Raw genomic sequence first — 20,272 nt, forward strand, 5'->3', positions numbered from 1 at the left:
CGAGCGTGAAAAAACGCCTTCACGTATACGTCCGAACGCGAATTACGTTCGATATTTGCGCACCTATACTGGGCTCGCTCAATGCCCGGATGCCTCCATGCGCGAAGTCAGATACGTCAAAGGACTCGACGGCCTGCGAGCCCTCGCCGTCATCCTCGTTTTCCTGTCCCACAAGGGCCATGTCCTTGCCGTCGACGTCGGCAAGCTTGGCGTGTGGACGTTTTTCCTCATCAGCGGATTCCTGATCGTCGGCGAGCTGCATCGCAACCGCCAGGCGGTCGAGCGCGGCACCATGACGCGTCGCCACGCGCTGGCGCTGTTCCTGGCGAAGCGCGCGCTACGGATCTTTCCCGTGTATTACCTGCTGCTCGCGGCGCTCGCGATCGCGCACGCGCTGTTCTACCAGCGCGGCGTCAACCTCGGGCTCGCGTGGCACGCGGCGTTCCTGTCGAATTACTGGATCGGCGTCGTCAAGGACGGTTGGCCGGGCTCCACGTCGCACTTCTGGAGCCTCGCCGTTGAACAGCAGTTCTATCTGATCGCCCCGCTCGCGCTGCTCGCGCTGCCCGCCGCGCGACACGTCGCGCTCGGCGTCGCGGCCGTCGCGCTGTGCGCGCTCGCGCATCTCGCGCTCTACCTGTCGGACGCGTCGCCGGTGCTGATCTACGCGTTTTCCCCGTGGAATTTCGCGTTGATCGCGCTCGGCGGCGTCGGCGCGATGGCGCTCGCCGATCGCGCCGACGCCACGCGCCGCGTGCCGCCCGCCTGGCTCGGCGCGGCCGGCGTCGCGTTCTTCCTCGTGCTGCCCGCCTGCACGGCGTTGCCCGATGCGGTCGCGGGGCTCGCGGATCTCGGCCTGTCCGTGTCGCTCGGCGCGCTGATGCTGTGGATCGTCAGCGAGCCCGAGCATCCCGTCGTCGCGCTGCTCGACTGGGCGCCGCTCGCCTATCTCGGCACGATCAGCTACGGCTTCTACCTGTTCCACAACCTGATTCCGGCGCGCTTCGGCGTGCTGCCCGCGTCGTTCGCGCACGTGCCGATACCGGACATCGTCCGCGACGCGCTGCCGGAAATGCTGCAATTCGCGCTCGCCGTGCTGCTCGCGCACCTGTCCTGGCGCTATCTCGAAAAGCGGCTGCTCGACTTCAAGAAACCCATCGCCGCGATGCTGGCCCGGCACTTCGCCGCGCAGCCGAGCGCGTCGCCGCGTTGAGCGGCACACGAACGCGGCACTCGGCGGACGCCGGATCGCAACGCCGCGATACCGGCAACGAAGCCCGACGGCCGATGGCATCGCAGCCGATGTTGCGTCGTCGGGCGCCACCCGCGCGAGCGTCGTGCATACCGCGCAACCTATCCGCCGATCCGGTCACGCGGCGAATACTTCGGCACCGGTTTCACGCGCGACGTCCCGCGTCATCGACACACTTCGCGCGTCGCGCGACGCCGCCCTCCGCACATTCCCGGCACCGCATGCAGACGTCGCGCACCAGGCTCGTGCGCCCGCAAAAACAAAAAAGCCCCGGCGCGCGAGCGGCCGGGGCCAACGGAACAACCACCACCTGAAACGACGGAGCGCGCGGCCGCTTAAGCGACGGCAGCCAGCGCGGGCAAACAGGTACGCAGGTACGCCTCGAATTCGCGGCTCACTTCCGGATGCTGGAGCGCGAGCTCGACGGTAGCCTTCAGATAGCCGATCTTGCTGCCGCAGTCGAAACGCGTGCCGTAGTAGCGATACGCGAGCACCTGCTCGTTCGCGAGCAGCGACTGGATGGCGTCGGTGAGCTGCAGTTCGCCGCCTGCACCCGGCTTGAGCTTGCGCAGGTGATCGAAGATCGTCGGCATGAACACGTAGCGGCCGACCACGCCGAGATTCGACGGTGCATCCTCGGGCGCCGGCTTCTCGATGATGCCCGACAGCTTGATGATGTCCTCTTCCCACTCCCGGCCTTCGACGACGCCGTACGAGCGGCTGTCCTCGCGCGGGATCGTCTCGACCCCGATCACCGAGCTGTGATAGTGGTCGAACACGTCGACGAGCTGCTTGAGCACCGGCTGTTCGCCATGCAGCAGGTCGTCGGCGAGGATCACCGCGAACGGCTCGCCGTGCACGAGCTTCTCCGCGCATTGCACCGCGTGGCCGAGACCGAGCGCTTCCGGCTGGCGCACGTAGAAGCAGTTGACGTGGCTCGGCTTGATGCCGCGCACGAGTTCGAGCAGCTTTTCCTTGCCGCGCGCCTCGAGTTCGGCCTCGATCTCGTACGACTTGTCGAAGTGATCCTCGATCGCGCGCTTGCTGCGCCCGGTCACGAAGATCATCTCGGTGATACCGGCGTTGATCGCTTCCTCGACCGCGTACTGGATCAGCGGCTTGTCGACGACGGGCAACATTTCCTTCGGGCTCGCCTTCGTTGCCGGGAGGAACCGCGTGCCGAGACCGGCAACGGGGAACACGGCCTTGGTGACTTTCAACATGTTCGCATCCTGATAGCGTTGACTGCGCCGCGTCGACCCGCGACCCGGCGCGATTGTGTTCCGAACGGCATATCGAGAATCGACGGTACTGCCAATTCCACTCCGCTCATTTTCGATATGGACTGATCGCCCAATTATTTCGGAAAAAATATAATCGTTTCAGTTCGGTCGATATTGCCGAACCGATTGCCGAAGCAGAAACAAATTACCGATTTCCCGGATACAAATTCTTACGATTCGAACTCCTCGATATAGGGCACGCCGCCCCGCTCAAGGCCAGGGCGGATCGGTTCGTTCTTCAGCGCCTCGCGGTACGCCGACAGCACGGCCATGACCAGCAGTACTGCAGCGCTCGCGATCCAATGCATGTCCATCTTGCCGCTCCTTGCATCAATCAACCGGAGCTTCAAACTATCAGAAAAAAATCGGCAAATAATTGGAGCTCCTCGACGGCCCTCCTTCATCCCTGAATAAACCCATGATGCGAAATACCGGAATTTCCGGGCGAGATTTTTTTATTCATTGACCGAATTCTTGCGCATTACGATTGGATGAAACTTCCCGTCCATCCGTCGCAAGGAATCGAATCGCATGCAAGCTTTCAGCGGATCGTCTCTGGCCGCGCCGCCCGTCGCCGATCACAAGGAACACGTGATCGACGCGATGCGCGGCTTCGCGGCGCTGCTCGTCGCCTATTTCCACTGCCGCCAGGTCGTCTGGGTCGGCATGCAGAGCTTCCATCATGCTTACGGTCATGCACTGAGCCCGGGCGCGATCGCCGGCTACCTGACCTTTCCGTTTGCGTGGGGCTCCGCCGGCGTCCCGATCTTCTTCGTGATCAGCGGCTACTGCATCCACCGCAATGCGGCACTCAAGCTCGCGGCCAACCCCGCGTACCGGCTCGACGCGCCGAACTTCTGGGTGCGCCGCTTCGCGCGCATCTATCCGGTGCTGCTCGCCGCGCTGCTGTTCACGCTCGCGCTCGACGCGGTCAGCCTGCAGATCGAGCCCGTCAGCCACAAGATCCGCGACGTCGGCCTCGTCGCGTTCCTCGTGAACCTGTTCTCGCTGCAGGGCGTCGCCGGCTACACGTACGGGTCGAACGGCGCGTTGTGGACGCTGTCGCTGGAAGTGCAGTTCTACGCGATCTACCCGCTGCTGTTCGCGCTGCGCCGGCGCATCGGCATGCCGGCCGTCGTGGCCGCGGTCGCGCTCGTCAACGTCGCGTCGGCCTGGCTGCTCGAACGGCACGACCTGCAGTTCTTCACGTCGTACTGGCTGTCCTGGACGATCGGTGCATGGATCGCGGACGTGCGCGCGCAGCAGTCTCGCGGCACGGCCGTCGTGCCGTCGCGCGCGTGGTACGTCGCGGCCGCCGTGCTACTGGCCGCCGGCTGCGGCGCATTCCACTTCGGCCAGTACGGCGCGTTCCAGCTGTGGTCGGCCGGCTTCGCGTGCTTCCTGTATCGCGCGCTCGCCCGCCCGCCGCGCCCGACGCCGCCGCTGCGCGTGCTCAGCTGGTTCGGCGACTTCAGCTACTCGCTGTACCTGGTCCACCTGCCGCTGTTCGTCTGCCTCGGCTCGGTGCTGTTCCACTCCGAACTGCAACTGTCGATCTGGCCGTCGTTCGCGTTCATGGCCGTCGCGATTCCAGTGGCGTACCTGTTCTACCGGATGTTCGAACGGCCGGCGATGATGTGGTCGGCCAGCTTCAAGCCGACCCGCGCGGCCCGCGTCGTCGCGTCGTCGCCCGAACAGGCCGCCTGACCCGAGGCGGCCAGCTCGGTCGCCCCGTCCGGTCCGGAGCCCCCGCGCGGTATCTCGCCGCGCGGGGGCTCTTTCATGGCCGTCACGCGGTTGCGGGCCAGGTCGAGAGGAACCGGGCTGCCTGGTCCGTCCGACCGCGCTACGGCCCGCGTGGGCGGCTCCCTGGCGATATCCATGGCTGCGGCGGCAGCGCCTGATCGCCCCACGTTCCCGACGGCCCGGTTCCGTTCCAGAATGACGACCGGCCACGCCCGCGCCCGACTCGGCCCCGGGGGCGCAAACCCGCCTCTCCGCCGCAACCGCACGCGTCGCCCGCCGAAAAGCAAAGCCCCCGCGCAGCGCAACGCCGCATGGGGGCCCGTTTCCCGCCGGCTCGCACCGACCGCTACTTCTTCGCGTTCGCGGCCTTGGCCGCCTTGGCGGTATCCGCGAGGATCTTCTCGACCCGCTCCACGTAGGTTTCGGTGCCGAACCGGCGCACCGCGGTCGCACGCCCGCTCGCGACGAGCCGCTCGCGCAGCGCGCCGTCGCGCTTGAGCGCCGCCAGCGCATCGGCCAGCGCGGCCGCGTTGCCCGGCTCGCAGAGCAGCCCGTTGTCGCCGTCCTCGATGATCTCGACGACGCCGCCCGCGCGGGCCGCGACGACCGGCCGCCGCGCGAGCATCCCCTCGACGATCACGCGCCCGAACGGCTCCGGCGTGATCGACGTGTGCGCGACGACGTCGACCGCCGTCATGCATGCGGCCACGTCGCGCTGGAACCCGAGGAAATGCACGCGTTCGTCCATCCCGTGCTGCGCGACGTATTCGTGCAGTTGCGCCGCATACTCGTCCTCGCCGAACAGCGGCGCGCCGACCAGCACCACATGCATGTCGGGATGCCGCTCGGCGGCCTCCAGCAGCACGTGCTGCCCCTTCCAGCGCGCGAGACGGCTGAACGAGCCGACCAGCCAAGCGTCCGCGGGCAACCCGAGGCGCGCGCGCAGCGCGGCCTGGCTCACGCCTTTCAGCGCATCGAACGGTTCGGCCGAAATGCCGTTGAACACGACGTCGACGTGCTGCGGCGTGAAGCCCGTCAGCGCGCGGAACGCCTGCGCGGAGGCGTCGGAGTTCGCGATCACGCGCGTGACGCCGAGCCGCGCGCAGTACTTGATCGCCTGTAGCTGCTTGCCGCCGAAATGGTCGGTGCTGACGATGTCGCGCAGGTGCCAGACCACCGGCTTGCGCGCGAGCCGCCCGGCGAGCGCGGCGACCACCATCGCGCGTTGCGTGTTCGCGTAGATCACCTCGGCGCGGCGCGCGCGCCGGGCGACGTCGCGGACCAGCCGCACGAGCTGCTTCAGCGCGCCGAACGACACGCCGCCCTGCTTGCGTACGCCCGCGAGCGCGCCCTGCTCGACCACGTCGACGCGCGCGCCGATCTCGTCGAGCGCCGCGCGGAACGGGCCGTCGTCGAACAGCAGCACGTCGGCGTTCGCGCGCATGTGCTTCATGATCTCGAGCAGCGACAGCTCGGCGCCGCCGAGCACGCCGCTCTGATCGAGCACGAGCGTCGCCGGGCCGCGTGCGGCCGGCATCGGTGCGGCCGTGCCGCGCTGCGCGGTCGAGCCGGGCAGCGCTTGCTCCACGTAGTCGAGGAAGCGCCGCCGGAACGTATCGGCGGAAAACCGCTCCGCGTTCGCGCGGCAGGCGGCCGGCGTGAAGCGCTGCGGTGCGCGCTCGAAGTCGTCGACGGCCGCGACGATCGCGTGCGCCGTCTGTTCGTCGAAGAAGAGACCGGTCGGATTCAGGTTCGATTGCGGGTCGAGCACCGTTTCGAGCGCACCGCCCTTGCCGTATGCGATGACCGGCGTGCCGCACGCCTGCGCCTCGACGACCGAGATTCCGAAATCCTCCTCGGCCGCGAACACGAACGCCTTCGCGCGCCGCATCCGGTCATGCAGCACCGCGAACGGCTGGTAGCCCATGATCTCGACGTTCGGGCCAGCCTTCGCACGAATCTTCTGCATCTCGGGGCCGTCGCCGATGACGACGAGCTTGCGCTCGGGCGTGCGCGAAAACGCCTCGACGATCAGGTCGATCTTCTTGTACGGCACCATCCGCGACGCGGTCAGGTAGAAATCCTCCTTCACCGCGTTCAGCGAGAACGCGTCGACGTCGACCGGCGGGAAGATCACCGCCGCGTCGCGGTGATAGACCTTCTTGATGCGCCGGGCGATGAACGCGGAGTTCGCGACGAAGCCGTCCACCGCGTTCGCGGTACGCGTATCCCAGTTGCGGATGTAGTGCAGGATCATCCGCGCGAGCAGCGATTTCGGCCCGTGCGTGAGGTTCGACTGCTCCAGATACTGATGCTGCAGGTCCCACGCATAGCGGATCGGCGAATGCACGTAGCTGATGTGCACCTGGTCCGGCCCGGTCAGCACGCCCTTCGCGACCGCGTGGCTGCTCGAGATCACGAGGTCGTACTCGGACACGTCGAGCTGCTCGATCGCGAGCGGCATCAGCGGCAGGTAGCTGCGGTACTTGGTGCGTGCGAACGGCAGTTTCTGGATGAACGACGTCGTCACCCGCTTGCCGCGCACGAACGCGCGGTCGTCGAGGAAATCGACGAGGCTGAACAGGTCCGCGTCGGGAAAGCACGCGACGATCTGTTCGAGCACGCGCTCGGCGCCCGCATAGGTCACGAGCCAGTCGTGGACGATCGCCACGCGCAGCGCGCGCGCCGGCTGCCGCGCGCCGGCGCGCTCGGCCGGCACCGCGCGGTGCAGCGCGGCGGCATCGCCCGCGTGGGCCACGGCGGCATCGGCCGTGGCGAGATTCAGGACGGCGTGTTCCGCCAGATCGCGATTCATATGGTTTTCCTCGCATTGAGACGGACAAACAGGTCGCGCACGAGCGCGCGCAGCCCCGGGGTCATCGTGAGCGACCACGCGACGTTCAGCACCAGCACGACCGCGCACATGCCGATCGACTCGCCGAGCCCCGACCACGCCTGCGCCAGAAACAGGCTGGCGAGCAGGAAGGCGAGATGGGCCAGCATGTCGAGCACGATCGCGCGCATCCGGATCGCCGACAGGTACAGCAGCACGCCGTAATCGACGAGCGCGCGCGCCGCGACGACCACCGCCGCACCGATCAGCCCGAAGTGATGAATGCCGAGCCACAGGCCGCCGACGAAGAACGGCATCTCGACGAGCCCGGCGAATGCCGCGCGGGCCGGATTGACCTGCGACTGGATCAGGATGCGCGTGACGCTCGCCTGACCGACGAGCCAGACGCTGATCACCAGCACGCGGCCCACCGGCGCCGAATGCGCGGCGAGATCGGCGCCCACCCACAGCGTGAGGAACGGCGCGAGCGCGAAGATCGCGACGATGCCGACCGGCGTGAACACGCCGTTCAGGAATTCGAGCGACTGGCGCGCGAGCGTGTCGGCATGATCGCGGCCGACTGCCGACAGGCGCGGGAACAGCGTGCGCACCAGCGCGTTCGGCAGCATGTTCAGGCGCGTGACGAGGTTCTGCGGCACCGTGTAGTAGGTGACGAACTTCGCGCCCATGCCGGCGCCGAGCATCACGCGATCGAGCGTGTCGGCGATCATGCTCGTCATGCTCGCGATCAGCATCCAGCCGCCGAAGTTGAACAGCCCTTTCGCGGTGCCCCACTGCGGCGGGTCGATGCGCCGGATCCCGAGCACCTTGATGCTCGCGTGACCGAGCATCGCCGCGGCGATCAGCCGCGCGACAACGGCCGCGGCGAGCACCGTCTGCAGGTTCGGCGCGATCCACCACGCGGCGCCGAGCGGCAGCAGCTGGAACAGGAACGTGCCGATCGTCTGGTTCGTGTTGAACACGCCGAACCGTTCGGCGCCGTTGATCGCGCCGGCGAACACCCACGACACGTTCGCGAGCGGAATCGCGAGCGCGAGCCACGGCAGCGCCAGATACACCTCGTGCTGCATCGCGGCCGACACCTTCGTGAAATACGCGGTGTAGACGAACGCGCCGAAGTAGATCAGCAGCCCGCCCGCGATGCCGGTGCCGAGATTCAGCCAGAACGCGCTCCAGAACACCCGCGCGCTTTCGTCGGCGTTGCCGCTCGCGAGCGCCTTCGAGATGTGGTTCTGTGCGGCCATGCTCATCCCGAGATCGAGGATCCCGAAATAGCCGATCAGCGTCCACACGAGGCTGACGACGCCGTAGCGTTCGACGCCGAGCGCATGGATATAGGCGGGCACCGTCACCAGCGACACGAAGGTCGGCAGGATCAGCCCGATGAAATTGATCGAAACGTTCTTGAGTATGCCTTTGTCCATGCTTGTGCCTTGTGTGACGGCGACGACGTCGTGGGCGGCGCGCCGCCCGTCACGGTTTCCAGCGATACATCAGCACCTTGCCGCGCGCGTCTTCCTCGACGAACACCAGGTACTCGCCGTTCTCGCGCCGGAATGCGCTGATGCCGAACGGCACGTCGACCCAGCCGGACGCCTTGCCGACCTCCGCGCCCGGGCTCATCACGCCCACTTCCTTGCCGGTGTCCTTGTCGTACACGTGGATCTTGCCGACCGGCTCCACGGTGAAGATGTAGCGGCCCTCGACCGTGATCCCGATCAGGTCGAAGATCGGCTTCGCATCGAGCTTCCACGGCAGCGCCACCTGGTAGCGCACGACCGGCGAGCCTGTCGACCACTTGTCGAAGCGGATCAGCACGCGCCCCACTTCCTTGTTGATGCCCGGCTGCGGCGGCGCGTCGGCCGTGTAGCCGGTCGCGTACAGCGTGTCGGTCTGCGGCTCGTAGATCGCACGGCGCAGCTGCGTGAACGGCTGCGGCATCGGGTAGGTCGTGACCTTGTCGTACGAATAGATCGGGTTGCCGGCCTTGTCGACACCGCCGTACTGGAAGCGGTGGATGCCGCGCACGTCGCTCGTGCGCCAGATGTCGCCCTTCGTGTCGACCCACCAGCCCCAGCCGCCCGCCTTCGCCTTGCCGGTCGTGTTGATCTCGAACTCGTCGGCGTCGATCCGGCCGTTGCCGTTCGCGTCGCGCCACAGCCAGTCGCCGCCCGGCGGTTTGTTCGGCACCTTGTCGACCGGCCTCGCGCGGCCCGCGATCAGGCCGGACGGGATCGCCACCTCGCCGTCGCGCTTCGCGTCGAAGCGGTAGATCTTCAGGTGATCGGCGTACATGTCGGTCAGGTACAGGAACGTACGGCCGTCGACGCGCCGCGCGATCGGCATGCCCGGATACTGGTCCGTGTGGAACACCGGATCGTCCGGATACTTGAAGCGGTTCGACAGGAAGCCGACGTATTTCCAGTCCTGGCCCGGCGGCTTCGACAGGTCGAGCTCGAAGCGCTTGTTGCCCGTGTACACGCTGTTCGGCCGCGCGGGGTCGAGCCATGCGCCATCGACGAACAGCAGCCCCTGCACCTGCCAGCGCAGCTTGCCGTCCGGCGTGTAGCTTTCCAGCACCGCGCCGAGCCCCGCGCCGATCGTGTCGTGGCGCGGCCCGATCCCGTTCATCGACACATAGATGTTGCCGGCACGGTCGACGCCGACGCCCGTCAGCCCGTTGAAGCGCTGCGGCCCGGGCCGGCCCGGCACCGGGCCCGCGAAGATGCCGCCGCGCTCGCCGAGCGTGCCCGACTGCGCATAGCCCTTGCCGCCTTTCGAGAAGATCAGGATCTGCTGGCGCGGCCCGTTGTCCGCGACCAGCACGCGCCCTTTCGCATCGACCGCGACGTCCACCGCGTCGGTGCCTTCCGGCAACGCCGGCGCATCGTCGAGCTTGCTGCCGTCGGCCCGCACGTGCACCAGATGCGCGGGCCCGCCCAGCGTATCGGTCAGCAGCCACAGCGTGCCGTCGCCCGCGAGCGCGATGCGGCCCGGCTCGTGCGCGCTCCACGTGCCCTTCCGCTGCATCGTCTCCGCGTCATACACCTCCACCGCGTCGCGCGACGGATTGGTCGCGAACAATGTCTTGTCGTCGGCCGCGAGGCCGCCCACTTCCGCCTTCGCGTCGCCCACTTCCGAGCGCGCGGGCGCCGGCACCTCGTTCATCACCATGAAGCTCGCAGCCATCCGCGCGCGGCCGGCGTCGGCACGCCCGCCCGGCGCGACTTGCGGCGACGCGCGAAACGGTGCCGGCTGCTTCATGTCGCCGATCGTGCGCCGCGAGATGCCGAACCATTGCTTGCCCTTGTCCGGCCAGATGCCGGGCGACTGCAGATGGCCGCGCTCGTTGCCGACGCCGATCGCGACGTACGCATATTTGCTGTTGACGGCGATCGCGTTGCCGCCGAGATTGCCCCAGCCGTGCGTGCCGCCGGCGAAGCCGAGCATCTTCCCGTCCTGATAGACGCTCGCCTCGGCACCGCTCTCGTCCCACGGCGCATTCGTATACACCTTGCCCTCGGGCGTCACCGCGATCGCGCGGATGTCGATCTGCGTCCATGCGCCGTCGCCATAGCCGAACGTGTTGCCGATCCACGACGTCGTCGCGGGCAACACCGTTTCGGCCGGCACGGCGCTCGTCAGCAGTGCCGCGCATACCGTCATGCCAACCAGAATCAGACGTCGCAATGCGCTTCTCCAGACTCGATACAACAGCGACCGGCGCCGCCACGGATCGCCCGCGGCCGCGCCCTGTCGCTAAATGGGTTTCAAACGTCGCGATGCAGGTTACAAGCAAAAATAATCACAAGAAATTTGGAAATATTTGGGGATGTTTCTGCCTGAAATATCGAACCGGAACAGCGTGTAAATGGCGTCCGAAAACGGCAATAACGACCGCCCTTCGGCCGCCGCCGTGTAGAAAATTCCGCTCTGCACCGCCTGTCGCGCCCGCCCGGCCGCCAACCTTTCATCTCGCGATCGTAATAACCGGCATTTGGATGTTGATCGGCAGATAAATGTCGCGCGTTTTTTTACCGATTTCTTTTCCCTAGAATCGATTTCGATTTCATATTCCATTTAAAGGCATGCAATACGTACACGCATCGGATGCGGGTCGTGAAGGAGCCGCGCGATGACGGCCCTGTCGCGCACCGCCGACCTCGCCCCGCCGCAACACGGCCGCATCGTCCAGCTCGACGGGCTGCGCGCGATCGCGGTCGGCGCCGTGTTCCTGCAGCACGCGCTGAAGGCGCCGCTGTGGATGGGCGTCGATCTGTTCTTCGTGCTGAGCGGCCTGCTGATCACCGGCATCCTGCTCGATCGCAAGGCGCGCGGGCAGTCGTACTTCAGCCACTTCTATGCACGCCGCGTGCGCCGCATCCTGCCGCCGTACGTGCTGCTGCTGGCGGTGTCGACGCTGCTGTTCGGCGCGAGCTGGCTGCCGCACTGGCCGTGGTTCGCGTTCTTCTCGACCAATATCGGGCTGTCGCTCGGCAGCATCGGCCATGACAGCCTGAACGTGCTGTGGTCGCTCGCGGTCGAGGAGCAGTTCTACATCTTCTGGCCGTTCGTCGTGCTCTGGTGCTCGGAGCGCGCGCTGCTGTGGGTCGCCGCCGCGCTGATCGTCGCGGCGCCGGTGCTGCGCGCGATCGCGACGCCGTGGTTCGATTCGTTCTGGCCGATCTACTACCTGACGCCGTTCCGGATGGACCTGCTCGCGGCCGGCGCATTGCTCGCGATCGTGCTGCGCCGCGACCGGCGCGCGCTGGAGCCGTTCTATCCGCTCGCGATCGTCGGCGCGCTCGTGTCGCTGGCGATTCTCGGCTGGCTGCACCTGTCGTTCCCGCGCTTTCGCGCCGCGAACACGCCGATGTCGAATGCGGCGCTCTACAGCATCTCGCTGCTGCTGTGCACGTCGATCGTCGTGATCGCGCTGCGCGGCCGCGGCCTCGTGCAGCGCGTGCTGACGAACCCGTTGCTCGTCTACGTCGGCACCGTCAGCTACACCGTCTACCTGATCCACCTGAGCGTGCTGTATGCGCTGTGGCCGCTGCACCTGAACCGCTTCGTCACGGCCGCGCTCGCGCTCGCGATCACGCTCGCTTACGCAACCCTGAGCTGGTACGGCTTCGAACGGCGCCTGACGCGCGGGCCTGCGCGCCGTGCGTTGCCGGCTGCCGCCGGCACGACCGCCTGAATTTCATCATCCATCGCTTCTACCAGGACAACGCCATGAGCCAAACTCGTAAAAAGGCCATCATCACCGGAATTTCGGGGCAAGACGGTGCGTACCTGACCAAACTGCTGCTCGACAAGGGCTACGAAGTCACCGGCACCTATCGCCGCACCAGCTCGGTGAATTTCTGGCGCATCGCCGAGCTTGGCGTCGACACGCATCCGAATCTGACGCTCGTCGAACACGACCTGACCGACGCCGGTTCGAGCCTGCGCCTGCTCGAACGCACGCAGCCGGACGAGCTCTACAACCTCGCCGCGCAAAGCTTCGTCGGCGTGTCGTTCGACCAGCCGGCGACGACCGCCGAAGTGACCGGCATCGGCCCGCTGAACCTGCTCGAGGCGATTCGCGTCGTGAGCCCGAAGACGCGCTTCTACCAGGCGTCGACGTCCGAGATGTTCGGCAAGGTGCAGGCCATTCCGCAAACGGAAACCACGGCGTTCTATCCGCGCAGCCCGTACGGCGTCGCGAAACTGTACGCGCACTGGATGACCGTGAACTACCGCGAATCGTACGGCCTGTTCGGCAGCAGCGGGATCCTGTTCAACCACGAATCGCCGCTGCGCGGCCGGGAATTCGTCACGCGCAAGATCACCGACACGATCGCGAAGATCAAGCTGGGCAAGGCGAGCCGCCTCGAACTGGGCAATCTCGACGCGAAACGCGACTGGGGCTTCGCGCTCGAATACGTCGAAGGCATGTGGCGAATGCTGCAGGCCGACGAGCCCGACACCTACGTGCTGGCGACCAACCGGACCGAAACCGTGCGCGACTTCGTGCGAATGGCGTTCGCGGCGGCCGGCTACCAGATCGAATGGACCGGCAAGGGCGAGCAGGAGCGCGGCCTCGACGCATCGACCGGCAACGTGCTCGTCGAAGTGAACCCGAAGTTCTACCGCCCGGCCGAAGTCGATCTGCTGATCGGCTGCGCGGACAAGGCGAAAAGCAAACTCGGCTGGGCACCCAGGACGACGCTCGAACAACTTTGCCAGATGATGGTCGAAGCGGATTTGACGCGGAACCAACACCATGACACGTTCTGAAACCGGGCGTCCGTCGCGCCGTGCGTTCGTCACGGGCCTGACGGGCTTCACCGGTCGCTACATGGCCGAACGCCTGCAGGCGGCCGGCTATGACGTCTGGGGCACGGTCGCGCCCGGCGCGCGCCGCCCCGCCGATCCGGCGTTCGCACACTGCACGCTGGTGCCCGTCGACCTGCTCGACGCCGATGCAATGCGCGCGGCTGCGGCCGACGCGCGACCCGACGCGGTCGTGCATCTCGCCGCGCGCGCGCATGTCGCCCAGGACGAGCCGTCGCAGACCTACGCGGTCAACATCGTCGGCACGCGCAATCTGCTGGCGGCGCTCGCCGGCCTCGACCGCCGCCCGTCGGCCGTGCTGCTGGCAAGCAGCGCGAACATCTACGGCAACTCGACGGCCGGCGTGCTCGACGAAACCGTCGCGCCCGCCCCGGCGAACGACTACGCGGTCAGCAAGCTCGCGATGGAATATGCGGCGAAGCTATGGGCCGACCGGCTGCCGATCGTGATCGCGCGGCCGTTCAACTACACGGGCGTCGGCCAGAGCGATGCGTATCTGCTGCCGAAGCTCGTCGCGCACTATGCGTCCAACGCACCGCGGATCTCGCTCGGCAACCTCGACGTGAGCCGCGATTTCTCCGACGTGCGCGACGTGACGGCCGCCTATCTGAAGCTGGTCGAAGCCGCGCCGGCCGGCGAGACGTTCAACGTCTGCTCGGAGCGCGCGTATTCGCTGAAGGAAGTGCTGGCGATGCTGTCGCGCATCGCCGGCTACGTGATCGACGTGACGATCGATCCGCGCTTCGTGCGGCACAATGAAGTGAAAAGCCTGAGCGGGTCGCGCGACAAGCTGCGGCGCGCGGTAGGCGAACTACCTGTCACGCCGCTCGACGAAACGCTGCGATGGATGGTGGACGCGATGCGTGCCGCACCGCACGGGCACGCCGCTGGCTGAACGAGAAAACACGCGCGCGACGGCATGCGCCGAAACGACAACGGGCCGCTCTTTCCCGAGCGGCCCGTTTCATCGATGCCGAACGAACCTCGGCCGTAGCACTCAGCCGTCCAGACCGCGCGCCAGATCGTTGCGAATGTCGCCCGCGTGCTCGAGGCCGACCGCGAGGCGGATCAGCCCTTCGGTGATTCCCGCCGCCGCGCGCGCTTCCGGCGTGATGCGGCCGTGCGTCGTGGTGGCCGGATGCGTGATCGTCGTGCGCGTGTCGCCGAGGTTGCCGGTGATCGACACCAGCCTGGTGCCATCGATCACGCGCCATGCGTTCGCGCGCTGCTGCTCGGGCGTATCGCCCTTCAGCTCGAACGACACGATCGCGCCGCCCGCCTTCTGCTGGCGCTTCGCGAGTTCATGCTGCGGATGCGATTCGAGCCCCGGATAGAACACCCGCGCCACCGCCGGATGCGAGTCGAGCCAGCGCGCGATCTCCAGCGCATTCGCCGATTGCTTCTCGACGCGCAGCGACAGCGTCTCCATCCCCTTCAGCAGCACCCACGCGTTGAACGCCGACAGCGTCGGACCGGCGCTGCGCACGAACGGGAACACCTTGCCCATGATGAATTCCTTCGAGCCGACCAGCGCGCCGCCGAGCACGCGGCCCTGCCCGTCGAGGAATTTCGTCGCCGAGTGCATCACGACGTCCGCGCCGAGCTTCAGCGGCTGCTGCAGCACCGGGCTGCAGAAACAGTTGTCGACGACGAACAATGCGTTCGCGGCCTTCGCGATCCTGCCGATCGCCTCGATGTCGGCGAGCTCGGTCAGCGGGTTCGACGGCGTCTCGAGGAAGAACATCTTCGTTTCCGGCCGCACGGCTTCCTGCCACGCGTTCAGGTCGGTCGGGTCGACGAAGGTGGTCGTAATCCCGAACTTGCTGAAGATCTGCGAGAACATCCCGAGCGTCGAGCCGAACAGGCTGCGCGAGCTGACGAGGTGGTCGCCCGCCTGCAGCGCGGACATCACGACCGACATGATCGCGGCCATGCCCGACGCCGTCGCGATGCACGCCTCGCCGCCCTCGAGCGCGGCGAGACGCTCCTGGAACATGGTGACGGTCGGATTCGTGAAGCGCGAGTACGTGAAATAGTCTTCCGAATTCGCGAAGCGCTCGGCCGCGTCGGCGGCGCTCGAGAAGCAGAAGCTCGACGTGAGGAACAGCGCTTCCGAATGTTCGTTGAAGTCGCTGCGCAGCGTGCCCGCGCGCACCGCAAGCGTGTCGAAGTTGAGGGAGTCGTCCATGTTCCGTTTTCCGTATTCGATGGCCGCGCCGACGGTCGTGCATATGGCGCGGACCCGGTCAAAACCGAGGCCAAAAACAAAAAGCCCGCTATGCGTCGGCATCAGCGGGCTTCGGTGCGGTACGACAGCGATCGACTCGGGCCGGCTGCCGCCGGCCTTCGCTTTAGCTGTTTTGGGAAGTGGCCCCGCGTCCGCAAGCTGATATCAAATCGACGCAAGGCCACATCCTATCACGCCTCGATAAAAGCGTGCGCCGGCGTTACTCGACCGACAGTTGCAGGTTCATCTGCGAACGCTCGGTGTCGCCGGCCGTGTCGCGATCGGCCTGCGACGCCGGCGTGAGGCGCGCGCGCTCGATCGCATCGAGATACTCGGGCGTCACGTCGCCGGTGATGTAGTTGCCGTCGAAGCACGACGCCTCGAAGCGCTCCAGCTTCGGGTTGATGTCGCGCACCGCGCGGCGCAGGTCGTCGACGTCCTGGTAGATCAGGTGGTCGGCGCCGATGATCTTCGCGACTTCCTCGTCGGTACGGCCGTGCGCGACGAGCTCGCCACGCGTCGGCATGTCGATGCCGTACACGTTCGGGAACTTCACGGGCGGCGCCGCCGACGCGAAGATCACCGACTTCGCGCCCGCATCGCGCGCCATCTGCACGATTTCGTGCGAGGTCGTGCCGCGCACGATCGAATCGTCGACGATCAGCACGTGCTTGTCCTTGAACTCGATGCTCATCGCGTTGAGCTTCTGGCGCACCGACTTCTTGCGCACGGCCTGGCCCGGCATGATGAAGGTGCGGCCGACGTAGCGGTTCTTGAAGAAGCCTTCGCGATACTCGACGCCAAGCTTCGCGGCGACCTGCATCGCAGCCGGACGCGACGAATCGGGAATCGGCATCACGACGTCGATCGGCACGTTCGGCAGCTCGCGCTTGATCTTCTCGGCGAGATAGTCGCCCATGCGCAGGCGCACGTTGTAGACCGGCACGCCGTCGAGGCACGAGTCCGGACGGGCGAGATACACGTATTCGAACATGCACGGATTCAGCGTCGGGTTCTCCGCGCACTGCTGGCTGTGGAAGTTGCCGGCCTTGTCGATGAAGATCGCTTCGCCCGGCTCCAGGTCGCGCACGAATTCGAAACCGATGCCTTCGACCGCCACCGATTCCGACGCAACCATCCATTCGGTGCCGTGTTCGGTCTCGAGCTTGCCGATGCACAGCGGCCGGATGCCGAACGGGTCGCGGAACGCGAGCAGGCCGTAGCCGGCGATCAGCGACACGATCGCGTACGAACCCTGCAGGCGGCGATGCACGCCCGACACCGCCTTGAACACCGACGCCGGATCGAGCTCGAGGCCCGTGGTCGACAGTTGCAGCTCGTGCGCGAACACGTTGAGCAGCACTTCGCTGTCGGAATTGGTGTTGATGTGCCGGCGGTCGATCCGGAACATCTCGTCCTTCAGTTGCTGCCAGTTCGTCAGGTTGCCGTTGTGCGCGAGGATGATCCCGAACGGCGCGTTCACGTAGAACGGTTGCGCCTCGGCCTCGCTCGACGCCGAGCCGGCCGTCGGGTAGCGCACCTGGCCGATGCCGTAGGTGCCGGGCAGGCTGCGCATGTTGCGCGTGCGGAACACGTCGCGCACCATGCCGTTCGCCTTGTACATGTGGAAATTGCTGCCGTCCGCCGTCGCAATGCCCGCTGCGTCCTGACCGCGATGCTGCAGCAGCAGCAGGCTGTCATAGATCAGCTGATTGACCGGGGATTGGGAGATAACACCTACGATGCCGCACATGGCATGTCCTTCAAGATGACAAAATCGGTTCCGTCCTGCCCGGCCGCGTCGTCACACGCGTACGTACTGGGCCATGCCGTCGGGCAGGAGCTGCTTCAGCTCGTGCACGCCCTGTTCGGCAAAAGGACGCAATAGCGCATTGCGCCAGAAATCCTGTTTGGGCAGTTCGGTCAGCCCGGCCGCCGCGACCAGCAGCACCACCAGCACGCAGCCGCGCACCAGCCCGAACATCATGCCCAGCGAGCGGTCGACGCCGCCCAGGCCACTCGCCTGCGCGATCCGCGACAGCAGCGCGTTCGCCACGCCGGCGACCAGCACGACGCCGATCACGAGCAACGCGAAGGCGATCACCCACTGCGTCAGCGCGCCGCCCGGCCAGTTCGCCGGGATATACGGCACGACCAGCCCGACGTAGCGGCTCGCGATCACGATCGCCGCGATCCAGCCGATCAGCCCGAAAATCTCGGACACGAAGCCGCGCCACGCGCCGCGCAGCGCCGACAACACGATCACCGCCAATACAGCGTAGTCGAAAGCCGTCAGCATCGTGGCATTACTGCGTCAGACCGGCTTCGCGGACCTTCGCGATCGCGGCGGAGGCCGCCGAGCGATCCGCGAACGGGCCGGCACGCAACAGTGTAGCCGTGCTGCCGTCTGCCTGCTTGCGATGCTCGACATATGCGGGCACACCCGCCGATTTCAATTTGGCCGCCCACGAACGGGCCGTCGCGTCATCCTTGAACGAACCGAGCTGCACCGCGAAGCGCGCACCGGCCGGCGATGCCGGCGACGACGCGTCGCCGCTGTCCGGGCTCGCCGCGTCGGTATTCGCGACGGTTGCGGGCGCAGGCTTCGGCGTGGCCGGTTTCGCCGCGGGAGCAGCCGGCTTCGGCGCGGGCTTCGGCGGCGTCACGCTCGCGGTGGTGGTCGTATCGGGTTTCGCGACCGGCTTGGCGGCATCCTTCGGCGCGGGTGCCGGTGCGGCCGCAACGGCCGTGTCGGAGGCCGGCGGTTCGTCGTGCGCGACACCCGCCTGCACGTCGGACACATCGTCGTCGCGCGGCGCGACCGCCTGGTGCGCGGGCCGGTTCGGGATGTCGATCGCGATGTCGTCGGTGACCGGCTTCGGATGCGAATCGAGCACCATCGGCAGTACGATCACCGCGGCCACGACGAGCGCGATCGCGCCGACGAGGCGACGGCGCGCACGTTGCTTTTCTGGAAGGGTCGGATCGAGGAGCAGTGCGTCCGATTCCGGACGCTCGGTGCGGCGCGAGCGTCGCTCGACGCGTTCAGTGCGCTCCGTGCGCACGTTCCGGGAGGCCCCGGTACGACCGCCGCGCCGCGGGGGCGCGTCGTCGTCTTTTTTGCCGAACGAGAAAATTCCCATGAATGGCTGAGTCCGAAACTGCCCGTCAGTCAGTGTTGCTGCGATTTACGGTAGGCCAGCACGCCGGCAACCGTATGGAAACTGCCGAAAACCACGATTCTATCATTCTCGGATGCTCTTTTTAGTGCATCGCGAAACGCTTCCGCGGGCGACGCGTAACGCGTCACGCTCGAATCGGGCCCCTCCTCCACGCCGGCCTTGCGCAGCGCGGCTTCGAGCTGCTCCGCGGAGGCCGCGCGCGGCAGCGGCAGATCGGTCACGCACCAGTGGTCGATCTCGCCCTTCAGATGCTGCAGCACGCCGTCGATGTCCTTGTCGTGCATCGCGCCGAACACCGCGTACGTGTACGGGAAGAAGCCCATGTTGCCCAGGTTCTGCTCGAGCACGGCCGACGCATGCGGATTGTGCGCGACGTCGAGCACGATCGCCGGTTTGCCGGGCAGCACCTGGAAGCGCCCCGGCAGCTCGACGTTCGCCAGCCCGAGCCGGATGTCCTGCGCGGACACCGGCAGCACCGGGCGCAGCGCCTCGAGCGCGGCGAGCGCGGCCGATGCGTTGATCAGCTGATTCGCGCCGCGCAGCGCCGGATACGCGAGCGCCGGATAGCGCTTCTCCCGGCCGAGGTAGCTCCATTGCTGGCGCTCGGCGCCCGCCTGCGCCTCGTAGCGGAAATCGCGGCCGACCAGCCACAGATCGGCGCCGATCGCTTCGGCGTGGTCAATCAGCGTCTGCGGCGCGGCCGGATCGCCGCAGATCGCCGGCTTGCCCGCGCGGAAGATCCCGGCCTTCTCGAACGCGATCTTCTCGCGCGTGTCGCCGAGGTATTCGGTGTGGTCGATGTCGATGCTCGTGACGATCGCGCAATCGGTATCGATGATGTTGACCGCATCGAGCCGGCCGCCGAGGCCGACTTCGAGAATCACCGCGTCGAGCCCGCGCGACGCGAACAGATGGAGGATCGCGAGCGTCGTGAATTCGAAATACGTGAGCGACACGGGCTCGGCCAGCGCCGTGCGCGCGGCTTCGACGGCCTCGAAGTGCGGCAGCAGTTCGTCGTCGGTCACGTTCTGCCCGTTCACGCGTGCGCGCTCGTTGAATTCGAGCAGGTGCGGCGACGTGTGGCAACCGACCTTGTAGCCCGCGCGCACGAGAATCGTCTCGAGGAATGCGCAGGTCGAGCCCTTGCCGTTCGTGCCGCCGACGGTGATCACGGGGCACGCGAATTCGAGCTGCAGCGCCGCCTTGACCTGCCCGATGCGGGTGAGGCCCATGTCGATGCCGACCGGGTGCGCGCGCTCGAGATGCGAAAGCCACGCGTCGAGAGTGGGAAAAGTGCTCATCGGATCAAATCTGAATCGGTACGGCCACACTACGCCAAAAAACGAAGCGCGCCGCCCGACGCTGAAGCCGGGCGACGCGCGCGGTTCA

At 66.8% G+C, this 20,272-nt stretch carries 16 protein-coding genes; 5 read left to right on the forward strand and 11 right to left on the reverse strand.

Annotated features, from left to right (window positions below; genetic code table 11):
* Nucleotides 1–97: 97 nt before the first annotated feature.
* Nucleotides 98–1,213 carry an acyltransferase gene (locus WT24_RS20625; protein ID WP_060035725.1) on the forward strand — a complete coding sequence of 372 codons (1,116 nt, stop codon included), beginning with the start codon at nt 98–100 and terminating at the stop codon, nt 1,211–1,213.
* A 374-nt stretch (nt 1,214–1,587) separates the two neighbouring features.
* Here WT24_RS20625 and galU read toward each other — a convergent pair whose 3' ends face one another.
* Both galU and WT24_RS34975 read right to left on the reverse strand, forming a co-directional pair.
* On the reverse strand, nt 1,588–2,475 hold the full coding sequence (gene galU / locus WT24_RS20630; RefSeq protein WP_059501135.1) for a UTP--glucose-1-phosphate uridylyltransferase GalU: 888 nt from the start codon (nt 2,473–2,475) through the stop codon (nt 1,588–1,590).
* A 230-nt stretch (nt 2,476–2,705) separates the two neighbouring features.
* On the reverse strand, nt 2,706–2,849 hold the full coding sequence (locus WT24_RS34975) for a hypothetical protein (protein WP_006479318.1): 144 nt from the start codon (nt 2,847–2,849) through the stop codon (nt 2,706–2,708).
* Between the two features lie 217 nt (nt 2,850–3,066).
* Here WT24_RS34975 and WT24_RS20635 point away from each other — a divergent pair, with 217 nt between their 5' ends.
* A complete protein-coding gene (locus WT24_RS20635) occupies nt 3,067–4,242 on the forward strand; it encodes an acyltransferase (protein ID WP_060035726.1) in 1,176 nt (391 codons plus the stop codon).
* A gap of 385 nt (nt 4,243–4,627) precedes the next feature.
* Here WT24_RS20635 and WT24_RS20640 read toward each other — a convergent pair whose 3' ends face one another.
* The 4 genes from WT24_RS20640 to WT24_RS34530 all read right to left on the reverse strand — a co-directional run bounded on the left by WT24_RS20640 (nt 4,628) and on the right by WT24_RS34530 (nt 11,215).
* Entirely contained in the window at nt 4,628–7,096 is a 2,469-nt protein-coding gene (locus tag WT24_RS20640; protein ID WP_060035727.1) for a glycosyltransferase family 4 protein, read from the reverse strand.
* Entirely contained in the window at nt 7,093–8,559 is a 1,467-nt protein-coding gene (locus WT24_RS20645; RefSeq protein WP_059501137.1) for a flippase, read from the reverse strand. The genes WT24_RS20640 and WT24_RS20645 overlap by 4 nt, the downstream gene beginning before the upstream one ends.
* Before the next feature lie 49 nt (nt 8,560–8,608).
* Nucleotides 8,609–10,801 carry a hypothetical protein gene (locus WT24_RS20650; RefSeq protein WP_060035728.1) on the reverse strand — a complete coding sequence of 731 codons (2,193 nt, stop codon included), beginning with the start codon at nt 10,799–10,801 and terminating at the stop codon, nt 8,609–8,611.
* A gap of 123 nt (nt 10,802–10,924) precedes the next feature.
* Complete coding sequence (locus tag WT24_RS34530; RefSeq protein ID WP_156440273.1) at nt 10,925–11,215, reverse strand: hypothetical protein; 291 nt, start codon at nt 11,213–11,215, stop codon at nt 10,925–10,927.
* Nucleotides 11,216–11,270: 55 nt separating this feature from the next.
* Here WT24_RS34530 and WT24_RS20655 point away from each other — a divergent pair, with 55 nt between their 5' ends.
* From WT24_RS20655 to WT24_RS20665, 3 genes are read left to right on the forward strand one after another with little or no spacing between them, the layout of a single operon-like run.
* On the forward strand, nt 11,271–12,335 hold the full coding sequence (locus WT24_RS20655; protein ID WP_059501139.1) for an acyltransferase: 1,065 nt from the start codon (nt 11,271–11,273) through the stop codon (nt 12,333–12,335).
* A 35-nt stretch (nt 12,336–12,370) separates the two neighbouring features.
* On the forward strand, nt 12,371–13,417 hold the full coding sequence (gene gmd / locus WT24_RS20660) for a GDP-mannose 4,6-dehydratase (protein ID WP_059792007.1): 1,047 nt from the start codon (nt 12,371–12,373) through the stop codon (nt 13,415–13,417).
* Nucleotides 13,404–14,369: an NAD-dependent epimerase/dehydratase family protein gene (locus WT24_RS20665; protein WP_060035729.1), complete on the forward strand. Its 966-nt coding sequence runs from the start codon at nt 13,404–13,406 to the stop codon at nt 14,367–14,369. Before gmd ends, WT24_RS20665 begins: the two co-directional genes overlap by 14 nt.
* A 102-nt stretch (nt 14,370–14,471) precedes the next feature.
* Here the strand turns inward: WT24_RS20665 and WT24_RS20670 are convergent, their stop codons facing one another.
* From WT24_RS20670 to folC, 5 genes are all read right to left on the reverse strand, one after another.
* Complete coding sequence (locus tag WT24_RS20670) at nt 14,472–15,662, reverse strand: O-succinylhomoserine sulfhydrylase (protein WP_059501141.1); 1,191 nt, start codon at nt 15,660–15,662, stop codon at nt 14,472–14,474.
* Nucleotides 15,663–15,921: 259 nt separating this feature from the next.
* Nucleotides 15,922–17,454, reverse strand: a complete 1,533-nt coding sequence (gene purF / locus WT24_RS20675; RefSeq protein ID WP_006495945.1) for an amidophosphoribosyltransferase — start codon at nt 17,452–17,454, stop codon at nt 15,922–15,924.
* 51 nt (nt 17,455–17,505) lie between these two features.
* Nucleotides 17,506–18,000 carry a CvpA family protein gene (locus WT24_RS20680; protein ID WP_006479328.1) on the reverse strand — a complete coding sequence of 165 codons (495 nt, stop codon included), beginning with the start codon at nt 17,998–18,000 and terminating at the stop codon, nt 17,506–17,508.
* 7 nt (nt 18,001–18,007) lie between these two features.
* Nucleotides 18,008–18,844: an SPOR domain-containing protein gene (locus WT24_RS20685; RefSeq protein WP_059792003.1), complete on the reverse strand. Its 837-nt coding sequence runs from the start codon at nt 18,842–18,844 to the stop codon at nt 18,008–18,010.
* A gap of 29 nt (nt 18,845–18,873) precedes the next feature.
* Nucleotides 18,874–20,184, reverse strand: coding sequence for a bifunctional tetrahydrofolate synthase/dihydrofolate synthase (gene folC / locus WT24_RS20690; RefSeq protein ID WP_060035730.1), 1,311 nt, complete (start codon nt 20,182–20,184; stop codon nt 18,874–18,876).
* Between the last annotated feature and the right edge of the window lie 88 nt (nt 20,185–20,272).

The organism is Burkholderia sp. MSMB1078WGS, assembly GCF_001528895.1.
In the GTDB taxonomy this organism is placed as follows: domain Bacteria; phylum Pseudomonadota; class Gammaproteobacteria; order Burkholderiales; family Burkholderiaceae; genus Burkholderia.

What these genes read in the sequence shown, in the direction of transcription:
- WT24_RS20625 (WP_060035725.1), top strand. Translation starts at nt 98, where the DNA reads ATGCGCGAAGTCAGATACGTCAAAGGACTCGACGGCCTGCGAGCCCTC.
- galU (WP_059501135.1), bottom strand. Translation starts at nt 2,475, where the DNA reads ATGTTGAAAGTCACCAAGGCCGTGTTCCCCGTTGCCGGTCTCGGCACG.
- WT24_RS34975 (WP_006479318.1), bottom strand. Translation starts at nt 2,849, where the DNA reads ATGGACATGCATTGGATCGCGAGCGCTGCAGTACTGCTGGTCATGGCC.
- WT24_RS20635 (WP_060035726.1), top strand. Translation starts at nt 3,067, where the DNA reads ATGCAAGCTTTCAGCGGATCGTCTCTGGCCGCGCCGCCCGTCGCCGAT.
- WT24_RS20640 (WP_060035727.1), bottom strand. Translation starts at nt 7,096, where the DNA reads ATGAATCGCGATCTGGCGGAACACGCCGTCCTGAATCTCGCCACGGCC.
- WT24_RS20645 (WP_059501137.1), bottom strand. Translation starts at nt 8,559, where the DNA reads ATGGACAAAGGCATACTCAAGAACGTTTCGATCAATTTCATCGGGCTG.
- WT24_RS20650 (WP_060035728.1), bottom strand. Translation starts at nt 10,801, where the DNA reads ATGACGGTATGCGCGGCACTGCTGACGAGCGCCGTGCCGGCCGAAACG.
- WT24_RS34530 (WP_156440273.1), bottom strand. Translation starts at nt 11,215, where the DNA reads ATGGAATATGAAATCGAAATCGATTCTAGGGAAAAGAAATCGGTAAAA.
- WT24_RS20655 (WP_059501139.1), top strand. Translation starts at nt 11,271, where the DNA reads ATGACGGCCCTGTCGCGCACCGCCGACCTCGCCCCGCCGCAACACGGC.
- gmd (WP_059792007.1), top strand. Translation starts at nt 12,371, where the DNA reads ATGAGCCAAACTCGTAAAAAGGCCATCATCACCGGAATTTCGGGGCAA.
- WT24_RS20665 (WP_060035729.1), top strand. Translation starts at nt 13,404, where the DNA reads ATGACACGTTCTGAAACCGGGCGTCCGTCGCGCCGTGCGTTCGTCACG.
- WT24_RS20670 (WP_059501141.1), bottom strand. Translation starts at nt 15,662, where the DNA reads ATGGACGACTCCCTCAACTTCGACACGCTTGCGGTGCGCGCGGGCACG.
- purF (WP_006495945.1), bottom strand. Translation starts at nt 17,454, where the DNA reads ATGTGCGGCATCGTAGGTGTTATCTCCCAATCCCCGGTCAATCAGCTG.
- WT24_RS20680 (WP_006479328.1), bottom strand. Translation starts at nt 18,000, where the DNA reads ATGCTGACGGCTTTCGACTACGCTGTATTGGCGGTGATCGTGTTGTCG.
- WT24_RS20685 (WP_059792003.1), bottom strand. Translation starts at nt 18,844, where the DNA reads ATGGGAATTTTCTCGTTCGGCAAAAAAGACGACGACGCGCCCCCGCGG.
- folC (WP_060035730.1), bottom strand. Translation starts at nt 20,184, where the DNA reads ATGAGCACTTTTCCCACTCTCGACGCGTGGCTTTCGCATCTCGAGCGC.